14 protein-coding genes are annotated in these 18579 nt (G+C 59.2%); 9 read left to right on the top strand and 5 right to left on the bottom strand.

Annotation, left to right across the window (positions count from 1 at the left end):
• Positions 1-111: 111 nt before the first annotated feature.
• Both Q672_RS29870 and Q672_RS29865 read right to left on the bottom strand, forming a co-directional pair.
• Entirely contained in the window at positions 112-420 is a 309-nt protein-coding gene (locus Q672_RS29870) for a PepSY domain-containing protein (RefSeq protein WP_022986200.1), read from the bottom strand.
• A gap of 211 nt (positions 421-631) precedes the next feature.
• On the bottom strand, positions 632-1918 hold the full coding sequence (locus Q672_RS29865) for an acetyl-CoA C-acetyltransferase (RefSeq protein WP_022986199.1): 1287 nt from the start codon (positions 1916-1918) through the stop codon (positions 632-634).
• A gap of 325 nt (positions 1919-2243) precedes the next feature.
• On the opposite strand from Q672_RS29865, the gene Q672_RS29860 reads away from it, so the two are divergent.
• On the top strand, positions 2244-3662 hold the full coding sequence (locus Q672_RS29860; protein WP_022986198.1) for a 3-oxoacyl-ACP reductase: 1419 nt from the start codon (positions 2244-2246) through the stop codon (positions 3660-3662).
• A 198-nt stretch (positions 3663-3860) separates the two neighbouring features.
• Here the strand turns inward: Q672_RS29860 and Q672_RS29855 are convergent, their stop codons facing one another.
• Positions 3861-4781, bottom strand: a complete 921-nt coding sequence (locus tag Q672_RS29855) for a sterol desaturase family protein (RefSeq protein ID WP_022986197.1) — start codon at positions 4779-4781, stop codon at positions 3861-3863.
• 89 nt (positions 4782-4870) lie between these two features.
• Here Q672_RS29855 and Q672_RS29850 point away from each other — a divergent pair, with 89 nt between their 5' ends.
• Together Q672_RS29850 and Q672_RS29845 are read left to right on the top strand one after the other, a co-directional pair.
• Positions 4871-5776 carry a LysR substrate-binding domain-containing protein gene (locus tag Q672_RS29850; RefSeq protein WP_022986196.1) on the top strand — a complete coding sequence of 302 codons (906 nt, stop codon included), beginning with the start codon at positions 4871-4873 and terminating at the stop codon, positions 5774-5776.
• A 67-nt stretch (positions 5777-5843) separates the two neighbouring features.
• Positions 5844-6338, top strand: a complete 495-nt coding sequence (locus Q672_RS29845; protein WP_022986195.1) for an FxsA family protein — start codon at positions 5844-5846, stop codon at positions 6336-6338.
• A 97-nt stretch (positions 6339-6435) separates the two neighbouring features.
• Here Q672_RS29845 and Q672_RS29840 read toward each other — a convergent pair whose 3' ends face one another.
• On the bottom strand, positions 6436-8454 hold the full coding sequence (locus tag Q672_RS29840; protein WP_022986194.1) for an NADPH-dependent 2,4-dienoyl-CoA reductase: 2019 nt from the start codon (positions 8452-8454) through the stop codon (positions 6436-6438).
• 141 nt (positions 8455-8595) lie between these two features.
• On the opposite strand from Q672_RS29840, the gene Q672_RS29835 reads away from it, so the two are divergent.
• The 4 genes from Q672_RS29835 (at position 8596) to Q672_RS29820 (ending at position 16069) form a co-directional block, all read left to right on the top strand.
• The gene (locus tag Q672_RS29835; protein ID WP_022986193.1) at positions 8596-9189 is read left to right on the top strand and encodes a TetR/AcrR family transcriptional regulator; all 594 of its coding nucleotides are present in this window, start codon (positions 8596-8598) and stop codon (positions 9187-9189) included.
• 129 nt (positions 9190-9318) lie between these two features.
• Positions 9319-11436, top strand: coding sequence for a molybdopterin-containing oxidoreductase family protein (locus Q672_RS29830; protein WP_022986192.1), 2118 nt, complete (start codon positions 9319-9321; stop codon positions 11434-11436).
• Positions 11437-11529: 93 nt separating this feature from the next.
• Positions 11530-14232 carry a response regulator gene (locus tag Q672_RS29825; RefSeq protein WP_022986191.1) on the top strand — a complete coding sequence of 901 codons (2703 nt, stop codon included), beginning with the start codon at positions 11530-11532 and terminating at the stop codon, positions 14230-14232.
• A gap of 169 nt (positions 14233-14401) precedes the next feature.
• Positions 14402-16069 carry a DEAD/DEAH box helicase gene (locus Q672_RS29820; RefSeq protein WP_022986190.1) on the top strand — a complete coding sequence of 556 codons (1668 nt, stop codon included), beginning with the start codon at positions 14402-14404 and terminating at the stop codon, positions 16067-16069.
• 104 nt (positions 16070-16173) lie between these two features.
• Here Q672_RS29820 and Q672_RS29815 read toward each other — a convergent pair whose 3' ends face one another.
• A complete protein-coding gene (locus Q672_RS29815; RefSeq protein ID WP_022986189.1) occupies positions 16174-16389 on the bottom strand; it encodes a dodecin in 216 nt (71 codons plus the stop codon).
• Between the two features lie 175 nt (positions 16390-16564).
• Here Q672_RS29815 and Q672_RS29810 point away from each other — a divergent pair, with 175 nt between their 5' ends.
• Positions 16565-17080 (top strand): Hsp20/alpha crystallin family protein, encoded by a 516-nt coding sequence (locus Q672_RS29810; protein WP_022986188.1) that lies wholly within the window; start codon positions 16565-16567, stop codon positions 17078-17080.
• Between the two features lie 270 nt (positions 17081-17350).
• The gene (locus Q672_RS33850; RefSeq protein ID WP_022986187.1) at positions 17351-18577 is read left to right on the top strand and encodes a GGDEF domain-containing protein; all 1227 of its coding nucleotides are present in this window, start codon (positions 17351-17353) and stop codon (positions 18575-18577) included.
• Positions 18578-18579: the final 2 nt, after the last annotated feature.

The raw sequence follows: 18579 nt of genomic DNA, 5'->3' as shown, positions 1-18579 counted from the left end.
AGCCTCAGAGCCTCATCATGGCTGACATCATCTGCGACCAGACTTAACGGACACAATAACAGCAGGGTGACCAGTGCCACCCTGCTGTCAACATGCATAGATAACGCTGTCTTAATCGCGCTCTTCACTGAGCAGCTCACCACTGGTTGCATCGATATCCAGATCCCATTCCTGACCTTGCGCGTCACGCAGCTCCACCTGATAGATGTAACGGCCGTATTCATGCTCAAGGTCCGTGTCGGTGATTGTCGCCTCGGGGTGCTTGTCGGTTGCCACCTTGTCCAGTTTGTCCAGCGACTGGATGGTGCCGTCTTTGATCAACGACTGTACCTGATTGTAGGGCACGTCATCAGCCAAAGCGGCGCTGCTGGCGGCCATGCCCATCAGGGTGGCGATCATTAGTTTGGCGGTGGTGTTCATGGCGTATCTCCTTTGGGTTGAACACATGTCTGTTGAACACAGGAGAGACTGTAGAAGCCCAAGCTGAACTCAGCCTTAACGCAAGCTGACTGCCTGCTTAAGGCATAGCAGGAGAAAGAGCGCTTTGCGGGCATAAAAAAACGGGCCCCGAGGGGCCCGTTTTCCTTGGCGACATTACGTCACCCAGCGCTCGGCAGATACGCCGAAGCGATTACTTCTCGAGGATCGCGACCACACCCTGACCACCCGCAGCACACACGGAGATCAGTGCACGACCAGAGCCTTTCTCGTTCAGCAGCTTGGCAGCGTTGGCAATGATACGGCCGCCAGTCGCCGCAAACGGGTGACCGGCCGCCAAAGAGGAGCCTTTCACGTTCAGCTTGCTGCGGTCGATGCTACCCAGAACCTCTTTGCGGCCCAGCGTTTCCTTACAGAACTTCTCGTCTTCCCACATTTTCAGGGTAGACAACACCTGGGAGGCAAACGCTTCATGGATTTCGTAGAAATCGAAATCCTGAAGGGTGATACCCGCCTTGTCGAGCATGCTCGGCACGCCATACGCCGGTGCCATCAGCAGGCCTTCTTTCTTGCCGATGAAGTCAACAGCAGCGGCTTCACCCAGGGTCAGGTAAGCCAGCACGGGCAAACCACGCTCCTTTGCCCACTCTTCGGTGGCCAGCAGCACCACAGAGGCACCGTCGGTCAGCGGGGTGGAGTTGGCCGGGGTCATGGTGCCATCCGGGCCACCAAAGCACGGCTTCAGGGTGGCCAGTTTTTCCAGGGTGGAGTCACCCCGCATGTTGTTGTCGCGTTCCAGACCCTTGAACGGGGAAATCAGGTCATCCTGCCAGCCATCTTCATAGGACTTGGCCAGATTCTGATGGGATTTCCATGCCAGCTCGTCCTGCGCTTCACGGGGGATAGCCCACTCTTTCGCAGTAATCGCCTGGTGCTCGCCCATGGACAGGCCAGTGCGCGGCTCACCATTTTTGGGGATGTCGGGCATCAGGGATTTCGGGTTCAGCAGTTTCAGACCCAGCTTGGCGCGCTCACCATTGGTCTTGGCACGGTTCAGGGCCATGAATACCTTGCGGGCATCTTCGTTCACACCCAGCGGCGCATCGGAAGTAGTGTCCACACCGCCAGCGATGGCGCAATCGATCTGACCCAGTGCGATCTTGTTGGCAACCAGGATGGCCGCTTCCAGACCAGTACCACAGGCTTGCTGAAGGTCATAAGCCGGGGTTTCCGGGGCCAGCTTGGAACCCAGTACGGATTCGCGCACCAGATTAAAGTCACGGGCGTGCTTCATCACAGCGCCGGCCGCCACTTCGTCAATCTTCTGGCCGTGCAGCTTGAAACGGTCTACCAGGCCATCGATAGCAGCAGTCAGCATTTCCTGGTTGCTGGTGTCGATGTAAGCAGAGTTGGAACGGGCAAACGGGATACGGTTACCGCCAATAATGGCAACCTTGCGTACGGCTTTACCTGCCAGCATAACAATGTCCTCTAACAGAATCAGGCAGTCATCTCAGGATGACGTCTGTGGTCAGCGCGACCACGGTATTCACTACTCAGGGCGCAGTCTACCCGCACCGGTCAATGCCTCATTGGCTCAAACGACTGTTTGAACATGGGTGCCGGTCAATACACCCGCAACATTGCAGTGATTCAATACGCGCCAGTGTGCGACAGGGCCGGTTTGACTGCCCTACGAAAGAAGTCTGATTTTGCGCTGTCTTCTTTCGGCACCTCTTTAAACCCGTTCTGGTTGGCATAAGGTTAACCGGACACATTCATCTCTGATGGCAAAGGACAGGATCATGAGCGATACCTATCAGGCGATTGCCAATTCCCCCATGGGCAAGGCGCTGTTTGGCGCAATCAATCTCCCCATTCCGGTCATTCTCGATCGTTGGCAGCCGGGCCAGGCCTCCTTCATCAAGGGCCGTGTACTGGTAGGTGCCGCCAACGGTTCTACCGCTGTCGACAGCATTCTCGGCACCCTGAAAGGGGCACCGGAAGCCAAGGTTTCCGTGTTGGCCAACAACGGCAATGCTTCCGAGCTGCAAAAGAAAGCCGGCAAGCTGGGCGTTGATGCAGACAACTACACTGCCAACCGCGATGACGATGCCAAGTTCAAAGGTCTGGTCTTTGATGCCACCGGTATTCAAAACCCGGACGAGCTGAAAGCCCTGTGGGAGTTCTTCCACCCGGTGATCCGCAAGCTGGAAAAGTGTGCCCGAGTTGTGGTCGTTGGCCGCACCCCGGAAACCCAGACCGGCACCGCCCGCGTGGCCCAACGTGCTCTGGAAGGTTTCACCCGCTCTGTGGGCAAGGAAATCAAGAAAGGCGCAACCGCACAGCTGGTCTATGTGAATGAAGGTGCCGAGGCGCAACTGGCCTCTCCGCTGCACTTCTTCCTGTCGCCCAAATCCGCTTACGTCTCTGCCCAGGTAGTACGTGTTTCTGAAGCTGGTTTTGACGCCAAAAAATTCGATTGGAACAAGCCTCTGGCCGGCAAGAAAGCCCTGGTTACTGGCGGCTCTCGCGGTATTGGTGCTGCCATCGCCGAAGTGCTGGCCCGTGACGGCGCGACCGTAACCGTGCTGGACATCCCGCCCATGGCCGACGACCTGAACAAGGTTGCCGAGCAGATTGGTGGTGACACTCTGGAGCTGGACATCACTGCAGCCGAAGCACCCGAAGCCATCGCAGCCAAGGGCAAAGCGGTCGGCGGTTTCGATGTAATCGTTCACAACGCCGGCGTCACCCGCGACAAGATGCTGGGCAACATGCCGGAGAAATTCTGGGACATGGTGCTGGACATCAACATCGCCAGCCAGCTGCGCATCAATGAAAAGCTGTTGGCCGATGGCGGCATCAGCGAAGGCGGCAGCATCATTTCCATCAGCTCCATCGCCGGTATTGCGGGCAACCTGGGTCAGACCAACTACGGCGCCTCCAAAGCGGCTGTGATTGGCATGATCGATGCCTACAAAGATGAGTACGCCGAGAAAGGCATCACCATCAATGCCGTGGCTCCGGGCTTCATTGAAACCCAGATGACCGCTGCCATCCCCTTCACCATTCGTGAAGCGGGCCGTCGCATGAACGCCATGAACCAGGGCGGTCAGCCGGTGGATGTTGCCGAAACCATCGCCTTCTTTGCCAGCCCGGCCTCTCAGGGCCTGACCGGCAACGTTGTGCGAGTATGTGGCCAGATGCTGCTGGGTGCATAACCGCCTCACGCGGCAAGCTTCAGACCACAACGGGGTGTGAAGCTTGAGCTACACGATCAACAGAAAAGCCGCGCCGCAAGGTGCGGCTTTTTTGTGGAGCTGAGCCACACTTGCTGCAAGTGATTATGCCGCCCTGCAGGCTCCCGGGCGTCAGGCAAGCTCGCAAGCTGCTCGTTTAGACTTCCCGAGCGGGGAATATCAGGCTGCCTCAGCGACTCTTTTCGCGGCTTTCTTCGCCTTCGCCCTGGCCGCTCCACCCGGCATATGCTCACGCACATCCCAGAAGAAATAGCGCTTGAGCACACTATTGGCTTCTTCATCATTCTGGCGCCAGCCGTACATCTTCGGTTTTTCCTTCTCAATAGCCAGCGTGCCAAAAATCAACCAGTCGTAAATCGCCAGGGTGGCTGTGACATTCTTGGCGGAGTTCGGTCCACGTGCATGATGATGGTGATGCTGGGTCGGGAAGGTAATCACATGCGCCAACGCCCACATGGTCTTACGCACCCAGGCCCACTTGTGATTGTGAAAGTACAAATCCCAGTTCCAGTTCACGTGCGTCTGGGCTGCCCACAGCCCCTTGAAGGCGGTCGCCACCAGAAAGACTTCCACCAGGCCCAGATACAGGCACACCAGCTGAAAAGTGTAGTTGGGCATGATGAACCACCAGGCCCAGCCATTCACAAACGTCTGGGTAACGGACAACTGACCCTTGTTATCCTGGCCACCGGCCAGATGGTGCGGGCGATGGCTCATCTTGTAGAACGCCTGGACCCACTGCAGCACCCTGTTCTTTGGGCGGCGGCTGTGGGCAAACAGGTGAAATGAGCCGTGCAGAAACTCCTCAATACAGAAAAAGGCGATCAACGTCGGCACGAAATAATCGGCCTCCAGCCAGGCCAGAGAACCGGCACTGCCCGGAAACAGGCGGGTCAGTCCGAAGGTAATAAGCAACAGCACCAACGGGCGCTGAATTGCGACCATCATGAAGGTGGCAAGAAACGCCACTTTCCAGTCCTGGCGGGTTTTACGCCCATCGCGGGTACGGCCGGCAAAAACTTCCCAAATTGCAGTGAGGATAATGAAAGTGGTGACCGACAAGGTCAGTATCTGGTCCATTGTTATTCTCCAGTGTGGGTTGTGCGCCACACCAAACCTAGACAAGGTGTATTTATTTTCCTAATCGATATTTGATATAAATAATATCCATGAAACTGAATTTACGCGGAATCGACCTTAATCTGCTGCCGGTCTTCGATGCCATCATGGAAGCTGGCCAGCTATCGCGGGCCGCAGATGCCCTTGGCATGAGCCAGCCAGCCATCAGTGCGGCCCTGCAGCGGCTACGCTACTGCCTGGCGGACGAACTTTTTGTGCGAACCCGTCAAGGAATGGAGCCCACCCCACGCGCACGCGAATTGCATGAACAATTGGCGCCACAGCTTGCCGCCCTGCGCGACACGCTGGATCCGGGAAACCGGTTCGACCCCGCCAGCAGCGATCGGCATTTCCGGCTGGTTAGCGTGGACTATTTCGAAATGGTCATGCTGCCGCCATTACTGGCACAGGTACGCAAGCAGGCTCCGGGGGTCGTCGTCGAGGTGATAACCGCCACCGATGCGATGTCTGAGGATCTCCAAAAGGTCCGCTCGGATCTGGCCATCGATGCCTTTATTCCGGAAGACCCCCGCCTGAACAGGATGGTGTTGCTGGAGGAAGAACTGGTCGTGGTCGCGCGGGCCGGGCACCCCTGCCTGCGGGGGCATTGCAGCAAAGAGCAGTTCCTCAGCGAAGAGCATGTCGTGCTACCGGATCGCAACCGCCGACTGCCTCTGGACCAGATTCTGGACACCCCCGGGTGGCAACGCCGCACCGGAGCCAGAGTAACCCAATTTGCCGGCATGCTTGCCACCGTTGCTGGCACCGATATGATCGCCACCGTGCCCCGGCGACTGGCACTGCATTATGCCCACGCCATGCAACTGCAGGTGCTGGCTTTCCCGGTCCCGCTGCCCCCCGTCCCAATCTACCTGCTCTGGTCACCCGCCCTGGATAAAGACCCCGCGCACCGCTGGTTACGGGAACAGCTAGTCTCCACTGCCGCCGTGCTGTGAACCCCTGGCTTGAATCCGGGTCTTACCATCACCATCTTTTGAATACTGACACTGGACAGGAAAGCCCATGAGCTTTGGTCGACTTTTTTTCTTTATCTTTGGTTTTGCCCTTCTGGAAGTGGTGGTGCTGGCCCAGGTCGCCGGCCTGATAGGCTGGCCAGTGACCATTGTGGCCACGGTGGTCACCGCCCTGCTGGGTAGCTATCTGTTTCGCCGCCAGGGACTGGAGACCTGGGTTCGGCTGAACCAGAAGATGCAGCAAGGCGAAATGCCCGGCCAGGAAATGGTCGAAGGCATCATGTTGTTGCTCGGCGGTGCGTTGCTCATTACTCCCGGATTCATCACCGACGCGGTTGGTTTTGCCCTTTTGCTGCCCGCCTCACGGGGCATCATGGCCCGCCGAATTCTGGCGAAAGGAACCCTTCAGGGATTCACTGCCCGGGGTCAGGCAGGCTTTACCTACGCCACCTATACGCGCCAGACGCAGCAACCGTTTCAGCCTACCCCGGGAGCAAACGACAGCCACGTCATCATCGATGGGGAATCGCAGCGTACTGACTAGATGGCCGCCCGGTTCTTCACGAAATTTCGCGGTTCCCCCAAACACGAAGCCCCGCAATGCGGGGCTTCGTGGTATTCAGCGGGACGCGTGTAGCAAATTACAGCTTGGCTGCAACCTCTGCCCCCTGACGTATAGCCCGCTTGGCGTCCAACTCTGCGGCCAGTTCGGCACCGCCGATCAGATGAAAGTGGTCTTTACCGTCCTGATAGAGCTCTTTCAGGGATTCCTGGCCAGCGCAGAGAATGACGTGGTCTACATCGAGGACGCGGGTTTCTTCACCGATCTTGATGTGCAGGCCGGCGTCGTCGATTTTTTCGTAGCTGCACCCTGCCAGCATCTCTACGTTGCGGGATTTGAGGGTGGCGCGGTGTACCCAGCCGGATGTCTTGCCCAGGTCTTTACCCAGCGAGGTGGTTTTCCGTTGCAGCAGTGTGAGCTGGCGTACGGGTTTTTCCACGTCGGGTTCTACCAGGCCACCACGGCTGTCGCTGTCCATGTCCACGCCCCACTCTTTCATCCACTCGGGCAGCGGCTGCTCGCCTTCACGGGGGGCTTCGGCCAGGAATTCGCAGACATCAAAACCGATACCGCCAGCACCGATCACGGCCACTTTTTCGCCGACCTCGGCTTTGCCACGCAGCACATCCACGTAGGAAAGCACTTTGGGATGGTCGACGCCGGGGATGCCGGGCGTCCGCGGGGTCACACCGGTGGCGATGACGATTTCGTCAAAACCCTGCTTTTCCAGGTCGGCGATTTCCACGCGGGTGTTGAGCTGCAGGTTAACCCCGGTGCTCTCGATGCGTTTGGTGAAGTAACGAATGGTGTTGTGGAATTCTTCTTTGCCGGGAATCACCTTGGCCATATTGAACTGGCCACCAATCTCTGCTGACTGATCGAACAGAGTGACGTTGTGGCCACGTTCAGCAGCGACGGTCGCGCAGGACAACCCTGCAGGGCCAGCCCCCACCACCGCCACTTTTTTCGGGTCGGCGGTTTTCAGATACAGCAATTCGGTTTCATGACAGGCTCGCGGGTTCACCAGGCAGGAGGCCCGCTTCAGCGAAAAGGTGTGGTCCAGGCATGCCTGGTTACAGGCGATGCAGGTGTTGATCTCGTCGGCACGGCCTTCGGCCGCCTTGTTCACAAACTCGGCATCGGCCAGCAGCGGACGCGCCATGGACACCGCATCAGCATCGCCATCGACCAGAATAGCCTCTGCCAGATCCGGATCGTTGATGCGGTTGGAGGCAACTACCGGGATGGAGACAACATCTTTCACCTGACGGGTGGCTTTAACGAAAGCCGCACGGGGAACGGAGGTGACGATGGTCGGTACCCTCGCTTCGTGCCAGCCGATACCGGAATTCAGAATATTGGCGCCAGCGGCTTCCAGTTCACGGGCCAGATCCAGCACCTCTTCGTGGGTACAGCCTTCCGGCACCAGATCAATCACGGAGAGACGGAACATGATGATGAAATCGTCACCACAGCGCTTGCGGGCTTCGCGCACAATTTCCACCGGGAAACGGCGACGGTTTTCGGCGCTGCCACCGTACTTGTCGGTGCGTTTATTGGTGCGCGGGGCGGTGAACTGATTAATCAGGTACCCCTCAGAGCCCATGATTTCCACACCGTCATAACCGGCCTGCTTGGCCAGCCAGGCGGTATGGGCAAAATCCTTGACCGTCTGCTCCACTTCCTTGGTGGACATGGCCTTGGGTTTGAACGGGTTGATCGGGCTCTTGATGGCCGAGGCAGAACGAGAGAACGGGTGATAGCTATAACGGCCTGCATGAAGGATCTGCAGGGCAATCTTGCCGCCTTCCTGGTGCACGGCGTCGGTCACCTTGCGATGGTTGCGAATGTCCAGCCGGCTGTTAAATAACCCCGCAAAAGGATAGAACCAGCCTTTTTTATTCGGGTTAAAACCGCCGGTCACGATCAGGCCAACGCCCCCACGGGCACGCTCCGCGAAGTAGGCCGCCAACTTGGGGAATTGCCAGAAGCGGTCTTCCAGACCGGTATGCATGGACCCCATGATCACCCGGTTCTTGAGTTGGGTGTGCCCCAGATCGAGGGGGGCGAGCAGGTTCGGGTAGTGCTTGGCTGTCATGATGGCTCTCCGAAGCGCAACAACGATGGCTATTTTGTATCTGGACAGCGTCAAGTTAGGGCGTTATGTTGACGGTGTCAAGATAACAAGGATTCCCCGCTGGCCAATCGCGATGGCCCTGCGGCCAACCCGGAAACCGCCATGCCGAAAGCCGAGCGCTACCATCACGGAGACCTGCACGATACGTTGCTTCAGGAAGCCAATGCCCTGCTCAATGAACAAGGAGTAGAGGGTCTGTCGTTGCGCAAGCTGGCCGAGCGTGCCGGGGTCTCCCGAACGGCTCCCTATCACCACTTCCGGGACAAGAATGCCCTGCTCTGCGCTCTGGCCACCCAGGCCTTCGCCGAACTGGACAGCATTATCGAACGGCAACTGGAAAGCGCAGGCGACCACCCCGACATCCAGGACTTCGTGATCGAATATCTGGAATTCGCCACCGAGAACCCGGAACAGTACGAACTGATGTTCGGCCGTACCATCTGGAAAAGCGGCACCCCAACCGATGAGCTCAAACGGGTGGCATACCGCAGCTTTCGCCGTTACGCGGAAGGCCTCGGCGCCCTGGTGCAAGGTCGCCTGCCCGCTGCCACTGACCCGTTACGAGTGGCCCAGGCCAGCTGGGCAACCATTCACGGTTTGTGCCGGCTGGTCATTGATGGCGTCTACGTGGACCGGAAGGACATGCAAGCGGTCAGCCAGCAGGCGGTTGCCCTGATCATGGCCGCATTGAAGTAGCCACCACTGCCGGGCCAGCCAAACACGACAGATACACCGCCATTAACGACTGCTTGAGTGCTCTGGTCATGTCCCTCAGGCGCCCCTTCGGGCAGCCTCAAGGAAAGGGAGAGACAGAAGACGAGAGCCATGAAAACTGTATCTACGTTCTGCCGCGTCTGCGAACCGTCCTGTGGCCTGCTGGCCGAGGTCGACAATAATACGATCCAGCGCCTGCAGCCGGACAAGACCCACCCGGTGAGCCAGGGCTTTGCCTGCCACAAGGGGGTGAACTATCTGGCCATTCACCAGGACCCGGATCGACTGGACACCCCATTGCAACGCCTGGGCTCCCGCCAGCCCGGCGAAGGCCAGTGGCAATCGCAAGACTGGGACTCCAGCCTCGCGGCGGTCGGCAGCAAACTCAATGCCATTCGGGATCAGTACGGCCCGGATGCCATCGCCGGCTATATCGGCAACCCCACTGCCTTCAATGCACTGGGCAGCCAGGGAATTGGCGACTTTTTCATGGGTATTGGCAGCCGCCGCATTTTCAACTCCGGCACCCAGGATTGCTCGAACAAGTTTGCGGCCGGTGAAGCCGTGTTTGGCACCAGCACCCTGCACCCGCTGCCGGATATCGAGAACACCAACTGCCTGCTGATTTTCGGCGAGAACCCGAAAGTCTCGCACATGAGTTTTATCTCCATCGCCGACCCCATGGCCAAGATCCGCACGGCCTGCCAGCGTGGTGCCAGCGTCTATTACATCAACCCCCGCCAGATTGAATCCGCCAGCCCGAAAACCGGTGAGGTGGTGCAAATTTTGCCGGACACTGACCTGTATCTGATGGCGGCCCTGCTCCATGAAATCGATGCGCTGGGGCGTTTCGACGAAGCGGTGCTGGCGCAGCACGGCAATCATGTGGCCGAACTGCGTGCCTTTATTGCGCCCTACTCCGCCGACGCGGTGGCAGAAGTGGTCGGGCTCGATGCAGGGCAAATTCGATCATTGGCTGAGGAATTCAGTGGCGCTGAACGCGCCGCCGTGCACATGTCTACCGGCGTCAACATGGGACGCCATGGCACGCTCTGCTACTGGCTGTTACAGATGCTCAGCTTTGTCACCGGCAACCTGGACAAGGTTGGCGGCAACTTTTACAGCGAAGGGTTTTACCCGGCCGCCAAGGCCGGCCGGGCACGTCTGGACAAGCTGTTCTTCTCCACCCGCTACGGCGAGATGCGACATATCCGTGGCGCCCTGCCGGGCAACCTGCTGCCGGACATGATTCTCGATGATGACAACCCGGTCCGTGCACTGGTGGTGATTGCCGGCAACCCACTGCTCAGCGTCGGCGGTGAAGCCCGTTGGCGCGCCGCGCTGGAGAAACTGGATCTGCTGATCGTCATTGACCTGTTCCGCAATGCCACCGGGGAATACGCGCACTACCTGCTGCCCGCCGCCGACATGCTGGAGCGCCCGGACCTGAACATTTGCGGGCTGGGCATGCAGTATCAGCCCCATGTGCAATACACCGATGCGGTGGTTCCTGCCGCCGGACAACGCAAGGAAGAGTGGTGGATACTGTCTCGCCTGTTGCAACACATGGGCATGAACGCTCCCTTGCTGGACCAGCCCAACCCCTTTGGCCGACTGGAACACATGATGGCGCGCCACCAGCTTTCCGTGGATAGCCTTAAAGCCGCTCCCTCCGGCACCGTGGTGCTGGATACCCAGTCCATTGGTCGTTTCTATACGGATTTTGTCCAGACCGATGACAAGCGGGTGGATTGTTGCCCCCCCTTGTTTGCCGACGCCATAGCCCTCGCCAGCGAACAGTTTCAGGCACTCAAGGATCAGGCGCCGGACTACCGACTGATCAACTTGCGAACCAACTACATGCACAACAGCTGGTACCAGAACGTGGCCAAACTGAAACGGGGCAAGCACGACCATAACCCGTTGCACATGCATCCGCAGGACATGGCAGCTTTGGGGCTCACTGACGGAGACCCGCTGGAAGTCAGCAATGAGTATGGCGAGGTGACCGCATTGGCACGCAGTGACGACAGCCTGCGCCCTGGGGTCGTGGCCATGACCCATGGCTGGGGAAACCAGAAAACGCCAGGGCTACGGGTGGCCAACCGCTACCCCGGCGTGAACATCAATGCGCTGCTGCCGAACGGCCCGGGCAGTTACGAAAAGCTGAGCAACCAGGCCTTTATGAGTGGCGTACCGGTAGCCCTCCGCCGCCCTGACCGCGCCTGAAGTCGGTAACACGGGCGCAGGCAACGCGACGGGATTCATGGCAGTTAACGGCAACTTCGGCATAATGGAGAAAAACAAGGATGCCGGGGATTCATGAGTACACCCAGTCTGCGCTCACGCTTGATGTACATGGCCATTCTGCCTTCCCTGCTGGCAGCCCTGGTGGTGGGTGGCTATGCGCTGGTAAACCATGTACTGGAACTGCGTGACACCAATGCACAGCGCCAGCAGCTGATTACCGACAGTTTTGCGGCGCGTCTGGAAAGCCTGCCGGATAACCATCGGGCCGGTCAGGAACGGCTGCTGCGCGGTATCCTGGAAGAGCCAAACGTGCGCGCCGCCGTGCTGACCTTTGCTGACGATCGGCCTCCCATTCATGCCGGCCCCCGCTTGCGCCCTGCCACCCGACAGCAAACCACGGTTACCGGGCTGCGCACTCTCACCGATAGCAGCTGGCAACTCAGTCGTCAGATCCAGCCCGGTGTAGCCGCCACCCTGACGGTAGAGTTTTCCCGGGACGGTCAATACATTGCAATTCTGGAAGGCGGGATCACCCTGGTTCTGATCATGCTCGCAGTGATTCTGCTCGCCATGATCCCGGCAATGCGATTCAGCCGCCAGCTGACCAAACCCCTTGGCGAACTGGGTGCCGCAGTGCGCCGTATCCGCGACGGCGATCTGGACACTCACATTCAGACCGGAGCCACCGGTGAACTGGGCGAACTGGAAACCGCTCTGCGCCAGATGGTACTGGCCCTGGACGATGCCCAGACCGAACTGCAACAGAACGTTGACCAGGCCACCCAGGATCTTCGAGAAACACTGGAAACCATCGAGATCCAGAACATCGAACTGGATATGGCCCGCAAAGAAGCCCTGAAAGCCAGCCAGATCAAATCGGAATTCCTGGCGAACATGAGCCACGAAATCCGCACCCCACTCAATGGCATCCTCGGGTTCACCAAGCTGCTGGAAAAATCCAGCATGAGCCCGCGCCAGCAGGACTATCTCAACACCATTCACAAAAGCGCCAAATCCCTGCTGGCGATCATTAACGACATTCTCGATTTCTCCAAAATCGAAGCCGGCAAACTGTCTCTGGAACATACCCCGCTCAACCTGCACGACTTGATCGAAGACGTCCAAACCATGCTGGCCCCCATGGCCCAGGAGCGGGGGCTGGAACAGGCGGCGATCATTTATTCCGATGTGCCAGTGAACCTGCTCGGAGACGCCCAACGTATCCGCCAGGTCCTGACCAACCTGGTCAGTAACGCCATCAAGTTCACGGAAAAAGGCTCGGTGGTCGTGCGCGCCATGCTCGAAGAAGACCGCGGCGCCGAGGCCATAATCAAACTCACCGTCACCGATACCGGCAACGGCCTGAGTCCGGAAGACCAGAAAAGCCTGTTCCAGGCCTTTACCCAGGCAGATCAGAGTGCCCAGCGCCACGAAGGTGGCACCGGCCTTGGGCTTGCTATCAGCAAGCGGCTGGTAGAAGGCATGGGTGGCGAAATCGGCATTGAAAGCACCCCGGGCAGCGGCTCCACCTTCTGGTTTACGCTGCGCACCGAGCGGGATCCTAAACAACGTCCCGCCCTGTTCAGTCAGGAATTGACAGGCCGCACCGTCACCCTGGTAGAAACGGATGAATACGGTCGGCTCGGGCTCTACCACATGCTCAGTCATTGGCAGATGTCGATCCGCGAATACCACGACCTGAATGCAATGATGGACGCCGTGGACCGCGGTGAACTGACCCGCAGCGACTTTTTGGTGGTCGGCCTGCCCGCCGTGGCCAACGAACCCAATTTACGCCAGATCGTCGATAACCTGGCCGCACTTGGCCAACCCATGTTGGCGCTGAGCAATAACCCGGAAACCGTTTCCCGTTGGCTGGAGGACTACCCCCATTGTCAGGTGCAGGGCAAACCCGCCACCCGACAACGGCTACTGAATGCCATGTTAGCCATCCATGGAGAGAACACCGGCCAGATACTGCTGGACGACCGGCATTGCGAGCCGCTGGATTACCCGGTCAATGTCATGGTGGTGGATGACCATCCCGGCAATCTCAAACTGGCGAAGGTATTCCTGGAAGAACTGGGCGCCACGGTGACGGCCTGCGACGGTGGTGAGGCCGCCCTGAAAGCGTTCCGCGATGAATCTTTTGATCTGGTGTTCATGGACATCCAGATGCCCGGCATGGACGGCAAGACCACCACCGCCCGGCTGCGCGAGCAGGAAACTGCCGGGAATCACACGCCCATCGTCGCTCTGACAGCCCATGCACTGGAAAGCGAGCGACGTGAACTGCTGGACAGCGGGCTTGACGACTACCTGAGCAAGCCCATCAGCGAAAACCAGCTGCGGCACACTCTGGAAAAATGGGTACTGAAAACCACCCACGACGATCTGGCCCCCACCTCAGAGGCTGCACCTGACGAAAACAGGCCTGTGTTCGATGCCCAGCTGGCCCACCGCCGCGCAGGGGGCCGTGAGGAGCTGGCAGGGGAAATGCTGGAAATGCTGCTCACCAGTCTGAACACCGACAGGCCTGCCATTTCCGCTGCCTTCGACAGTGAAGACGACGACGCCCTGCTGGAAAAAGTCCACAAACTCCACGGCGCCACCCGATACTGCGGCACCCCACGACTGGAGGCGGCGGCGAAAGCCCTGGAGGAAGCGCTCAAAACCGGCTCAGACCGGGAGCACACCGGCACCCTGGTATCCGATTTGTGTGACGAAATTGTGGCACTGGAGCACTATTGTCAGTCCCCGGAAATGGCTGACTGACGGCCCGGGGCCAGTGATGACAAGGGCTTGGGGGCAATCCCCTCCCTCATGGTGACAAAGCCAACGGGCTTAACTGGTGAAATATCGTGCAATTTCACCCCCACGCGCGTACAATCCGCGCTCCTCGCCGGCCTGTGCCCGGCCCATCCCTCCTATACATAGGTAAATCATGTCAGATTCCCGTGCCGGGTTCGCCAGTCTTGGCCTACCCGAGGTATTGCTCTCTGCGATCGCCCGTCAGGGCTTCGAAGAGCCGTCGCCGATTCAGGCGCAAGCCATCCCGCTGTTGCTCGATGGCCACGATTTGCTGGGTCAGGCCCAGACAGGTACCGGTAAAACCGCTGCCTTCGCCCTGCCCCTGCTTGCCCGCCTGGACGCTAACCTGCGTGAACCGCAGATGCTGATCCTGGCTCCCACCCGCGAACTGGCTATCCAGGTCGCCACTGCCTGTGAAGAATTTGCTGCCGATATCAAAGGCCTGCAGGTGCTGCCCATTTACGGTGGCGGTGAATACCGCACCCAGCTGAAAGGCTTGCGTGGCGGCGCCCAGGTGATTGTCGGCACCCCCGGCCGCGTCATGGATCACATGGAACGCGGCTCCCTGAAACTGGACCACCTGAAAGCCCTGGTGCTGGATGAAGCCGACGAAATGCTGCGCATGGGCTTTATTGATGACGTGAAGTGGGTACTCGAGCGCACTCCGTCTGACTGCCAGCTGGCCCTGTTCTCCGCCACCATGCCGCCGGTGATTCGCAAGGTTGCTGACCAGCACCTGAAAAACCCGCAAAAAGTACAGATCGACAGCGGTTCCGCGACCACCTCTACCACCATTCGCCAGCGTTTCTGGCCGGTGGCCGGCCTCAACAAGCTGGACGCCCTAAGCCGTATTCTGGAAGCGGAAGACCACGATGCCGTGATCGTATTCGTGCGCACCAAGCAGGCAACCCTGGAGCTGGCAGAACAGCTCAACCGTCGCAACCTGCGCGCCGACGCCCTGAATGGCGACATGCAGCAACAGCAGCGTGAAAAAACCGTACAGCGTCTGAAAGACAAGCGTTTCGATCTGCTGGTCGCCACCGATGTGGTCGCCCGGGGTCTGGACGTGCCGCGCATCACCCACGTGATCAACTACGACATGCCCGGCGACCCGGAAGCCTACGTGCACCGTATCGGCCGTACCGGTCGTGCCGGCCGTGAAGGCGATGCGATTCTGTTCGTGAGCCGCCGTGAGCAGCACGTGCTGCGCCAGATCGAGCGTGTGACCCGTCAGCGCATCGAGAAAATGGCGTTGCCGTCCGTGGATGACCTGAACGCCAAGCGTATCGCGGGCTTCCAGGAGCAGCTGGCCACCCGTCTGCAGGATGGCAACATCGACGAAACCCGTGCGCTGGTGAAACAGCTCATGGACAGCATGGACCTGGCCGGCGAAGACATGGCTGTGGCGCTGGCGTCCGCCATGTTCCACCGCGAGCCGCTGATCCTGAAAGAACCCAAGTTCGTGAAGGAACCGCGCGAGTCTCGTGAACCCCGTGAGCGTCGCGAACGCCGCGCCAATGGTCGTGATGACCGCGGTGGCCCTCGTGGCGCCAAGCGTCGCAACGACAAGCCCATGCGTCGTTACCGCATTCAGGTCGGTCACGACCACGGTGTGAAGCCGGGCAACATCGTGGGCGCCATCGCCAACGAAGCCAAGCTACCCAGCCGCTTGATCGGCCCGATCAAGATCCACCAGGACCACAGCACCGTGGAACTGCCAGATGATCTGTCGCCCAAGCAGCTGCACACCATCCGTACCGCACGGGTATGCCAGCGCTCGCTGGGGCTGGAAGTGGTATAAAGGCGAAAAGCAGCTGCGAGCCTTGAGCTGCGAGCCCCCCTTCAAGCCTTAAAAAAACCGCACCCGAAAGGGTGCGGTTTTTTTTAGCGCGTAGCTGATTCTCCTCAGGATCCCGAGATCCGGAAGCCCACTTTCAGGCACACCTGATAGTGGCCCACCTTGCCATCCACGATATGCCCGCGGGTTTCTGTCACCTCGAACCACTCGGTAAGTTCCAGGCTCTTGCTGGCAGTGGAGAGGGCGTTTTCAATCGCATCCTCGATGCTCTTTTTTGAGGACCCTACCAGTTCCACTTTCTTGTACACATGATGATCGGACATGACAGCTCTCCTTATCGGTCATGAAAGTGTTCCCATCTATCTGTGACAGCCCCGGCCGTCGGATACAAGGGGGCCGGCCGCGAAATCGGTTAAAATTTCATCAAAACACCATTGAAAGCTCCCCACTCATGCCTCACAAAGATAGTGTCACCCTGACACAACAGGAGGTTATGCGATGGATATGCACAAGATGACACCCTGGAACTGGCTGCGACAGGAAAGCAGCCGTGAACGCCCGCTCCCCCAACGCCAGCCCGGGCACCCACTGCTACGCTGGGAACGGGAATTCGATAACTGGTTTGAGCAAATGCTGGGCGACATGGCATGGACCACCCCCGCCCCGCGGGCAGAACCCAACATTCCTTTCCGCCCCAACCTGGATATTCTCGAGCGCGACGATCACTACCTGATCACCGCCGAGCTTCCCGGTGTGGACAAACAGGCGGTCACGGTCACTCTGGATAACGACCGGCTACAGATTGCCGGCCACAAACAAGCCATTGAGGAATCCGACCGTGATGGCTACCACTACAGCGAACGCCGGTACGGCCAGTTCCAGCGCATGCTGTCACTGCCCGCCGATGCCGATGGCGAACAGATGGAAGCCGTCTTCCACAACGGTGTCCTGACCCTGACCTTGCCCCGCCGTGAGCAGCATGGCCACGGCCAACGACGCATCGAAATTCATTAACCCGGCAAAACCTGGCGCCGGTGTCGATTACCCCGGCGCCGCCTTTCCCCCCACGGCTGTGCACGCCCTACACTCGGCCATCCGAAAATACCGCCATTCGTACTCTGATCTTTTCGGTCACCCCTCTCCGTGATGGTAGTTTGATACCATAGCGGCCAGAGATGCCTTGCCCTAAACGGATAATGACAACAATAAGCCATGTCTCAACCTCCGCAGAGTAGATCGTCGGTGTCACCCGAAACCGCCGCCCCAGGCACTGTGGCCACGGCAATGGACTCTGCTCGCGATCCCCATGGCGAACAACACAAGACGCAGTTGCGGGCACTGCTGGACGACCCGCGTGGCACCCGCGCCCGCTTCCCCGCCCCCCTGGAAGCACGCTACCGCGAACAGGCGCAAACACTGACGCTAACCATGCAGCGTGCCTACTGGCCCTGGGTCGCCCTGACCGTTACCGCCTTTTGTGTCCTTGGCTTCTTTATGGCCGGGGAATACCACACGCTGATCAACCAGCTTAATGTGGTCATTTTCGTGGCGGTCATGTTGCCTGTCTGTGTATTGCGCCTGCCTCGCCTTGCTCCTCACATCAACAAGTTCAACGGGCTGGCGGCAGCGGTGACTCTGCTGGCCATGCATTTTGTCAGCCTGGCGCTACCAGACAGTGCCAGGCAAAAAAGCGTCTCTGAGTACGCCATTATCTTTATCACCATCGCCGCGTTCACCATTGCCCGGTTGCCTGTGAAACAGGCGGCCGCCTGGGTGATTGCCACCTTGGTCACCACCCCGGTGATGGCCTGGCTATTTGGCCTGAACATGGACCTGGACCGTCAGATCTATTTTGCCGGCGGCTCTCTGGTGATCGGTTACTTGCTCGGGTTTATCCAGGACAGTCGCGAACGGACGGTGTTCCTGCAATCGCAACTGCTGGAGCAGGAGAAGGAGCAACTGGAAACCTTGTCCGAAACCCTGGCCCAGGCGTCCCGCAGCGACAAACTGACCGGGCTGCCCAATCGCCGCCACTTCGACGAGATGCTGGACATGCAGTGGAAGCTGGCCATGCGCGAAGGCAAGCCCGTGAACCTGATGTTCATGGATATCGACGACTTCAAGGCTTTCAATGATTACTACGGGCACCAGGTTGGCGACGATTGCCTACTGCGGGTCGCCAACGCCCTGGGCAGCCAGGCCCTGCGTGGATCGGATTTTATCGCCCGGTATGGGGGCGAGGAGTTCGTCGCCCTGTTCCCCGGCACCGACGCCGAGGGGCTAAGCGCCATTGCCCACCGCCTGATTGCCGCCGTGGATGCCCTGCAGATTCCCCATGCCCGAGCCCGGGCAGCCGAGCATGTCACCCTGTCCGTGGGCATCGCCACCGTGACACCCACCCCGGAAAATCATCACAGCGATCTGGTGAGAATGGCCGACGAGGCCCTGTATACCGCCAAGGGCACCGGCCGGCATCGCTTTGTGGTCGCCACCGACGGCAGCGGGGAATAACC

This window comes from Alcanivorax sp. P2S70 (assembly GCF_000475295.1).
In the GTDB taxonomy this organism is placed as follows: Bacteria; Pseudomonadota; Gammaproteobacteria; order Pseudomonadales; family Alcanivoracaceae; genus Alcanivorax; species Alcanivorax profundi.
This window is presented reverse-complemented; position numbering and strand designations above follow the sequence as displayed.

Bases quoted from the DNA above. Each gene is read 5' to 3' on its own strand.
- Q672_RS29870 (WP_022986200.1), bottom strand. From the start codon at position 420: ATGAACACCACCGCCAAACTAATGATCGCCACCCTGATGGGCATGGCC.
- Q672_RS29865 (WP_022986199.1), bottom strand. From the start codon at position 1,918: ATGCTGGCAGGTAAAGCCGTACGCAAGGTTGCCATTATTGGCGGTAAC.
- Q672_RS29860 (WP_022986198.1), top strand. From the start codon at position 2,244: ATGAGCGATACCTATCAGGCGATTGCCAATTCCCCCATGGGCAAGGCG.
- Q672_RS29855 (WP_022986197.1), bottom strand. From the start codon at position 4,781: ATGGACCAGATACTGACCTTGTCGGTCACCACTTTCATTATCCTCACT.
- Q672_RS29850 (WP_022986196.1), top strand. From the start codon at position 4,871: ATGAAACTGAATTTACGCGGAATCGACCTTAATCTGCTGCCGGTCTTC.
- Q672_RS29845 (WP_022986195.1), top strand. From the start codon at position 5,844: ATGAGCTTTGGTCGACTTTTTTTCTTTATCTTTGGTTTTGCCCTTCTG.
- Q672_RS29840 (WP_022986194.1), bottom strand. From the start codon at position 8,454: ATGACAGCCAAGCACTACCCGAACCTGCTCGCCCCCCTCGATCTGGGG.
- Q672_RS29835 (WP_022986193.1), top strand. From the start codon at position 8,596: ATGCCGAAAGCCGAGCGCTACCATCACGGAGACCTGCACGATACGTTG.
- Q672_RS29830 (WP_022986192.1), top strand. From the start codon at position 9,319: ATGAAAACTGTATCTACGTTCTGCCGCGTCTGCGAACCGTCCTGTGGC.
- Q672_RS29825 (WP_022986191.1), top strand. From the start codon at position 11,530: ATGAGTACACCCAGTCTGCGCTCACGCTTGATGTACATGGCCATTCTG.
- Q672_RS29820 (WP_022986190.1), top strand. From the start codon at position 14,402: ATGTCAGATTCCCGTGCCGGGTTCGCCAGTCTTGGCCTACCCGAGGTA.
- Q672_RS29815 (WP_022986189.1), bottom strand. From the start codon at position 16,389: ATGTCCGATCATCATGTGTACAAGAAAGTGGAACTGGTAGGGTCCTCA.
- Q672_RS29810 (WP_022986188.1), top strand. From the start codon at position 16,565: ATGGATATGCACAAGATGACACCCTGGAACTGGCTGCGACAGGAAAGC.
- Q672_RS33850 (WP_022986187.1), top strand. From the start codon at position 17,351: ATGGACTCTGCTCGCGATCCCCATGGCGAACAACACAAGACGCAGTTG.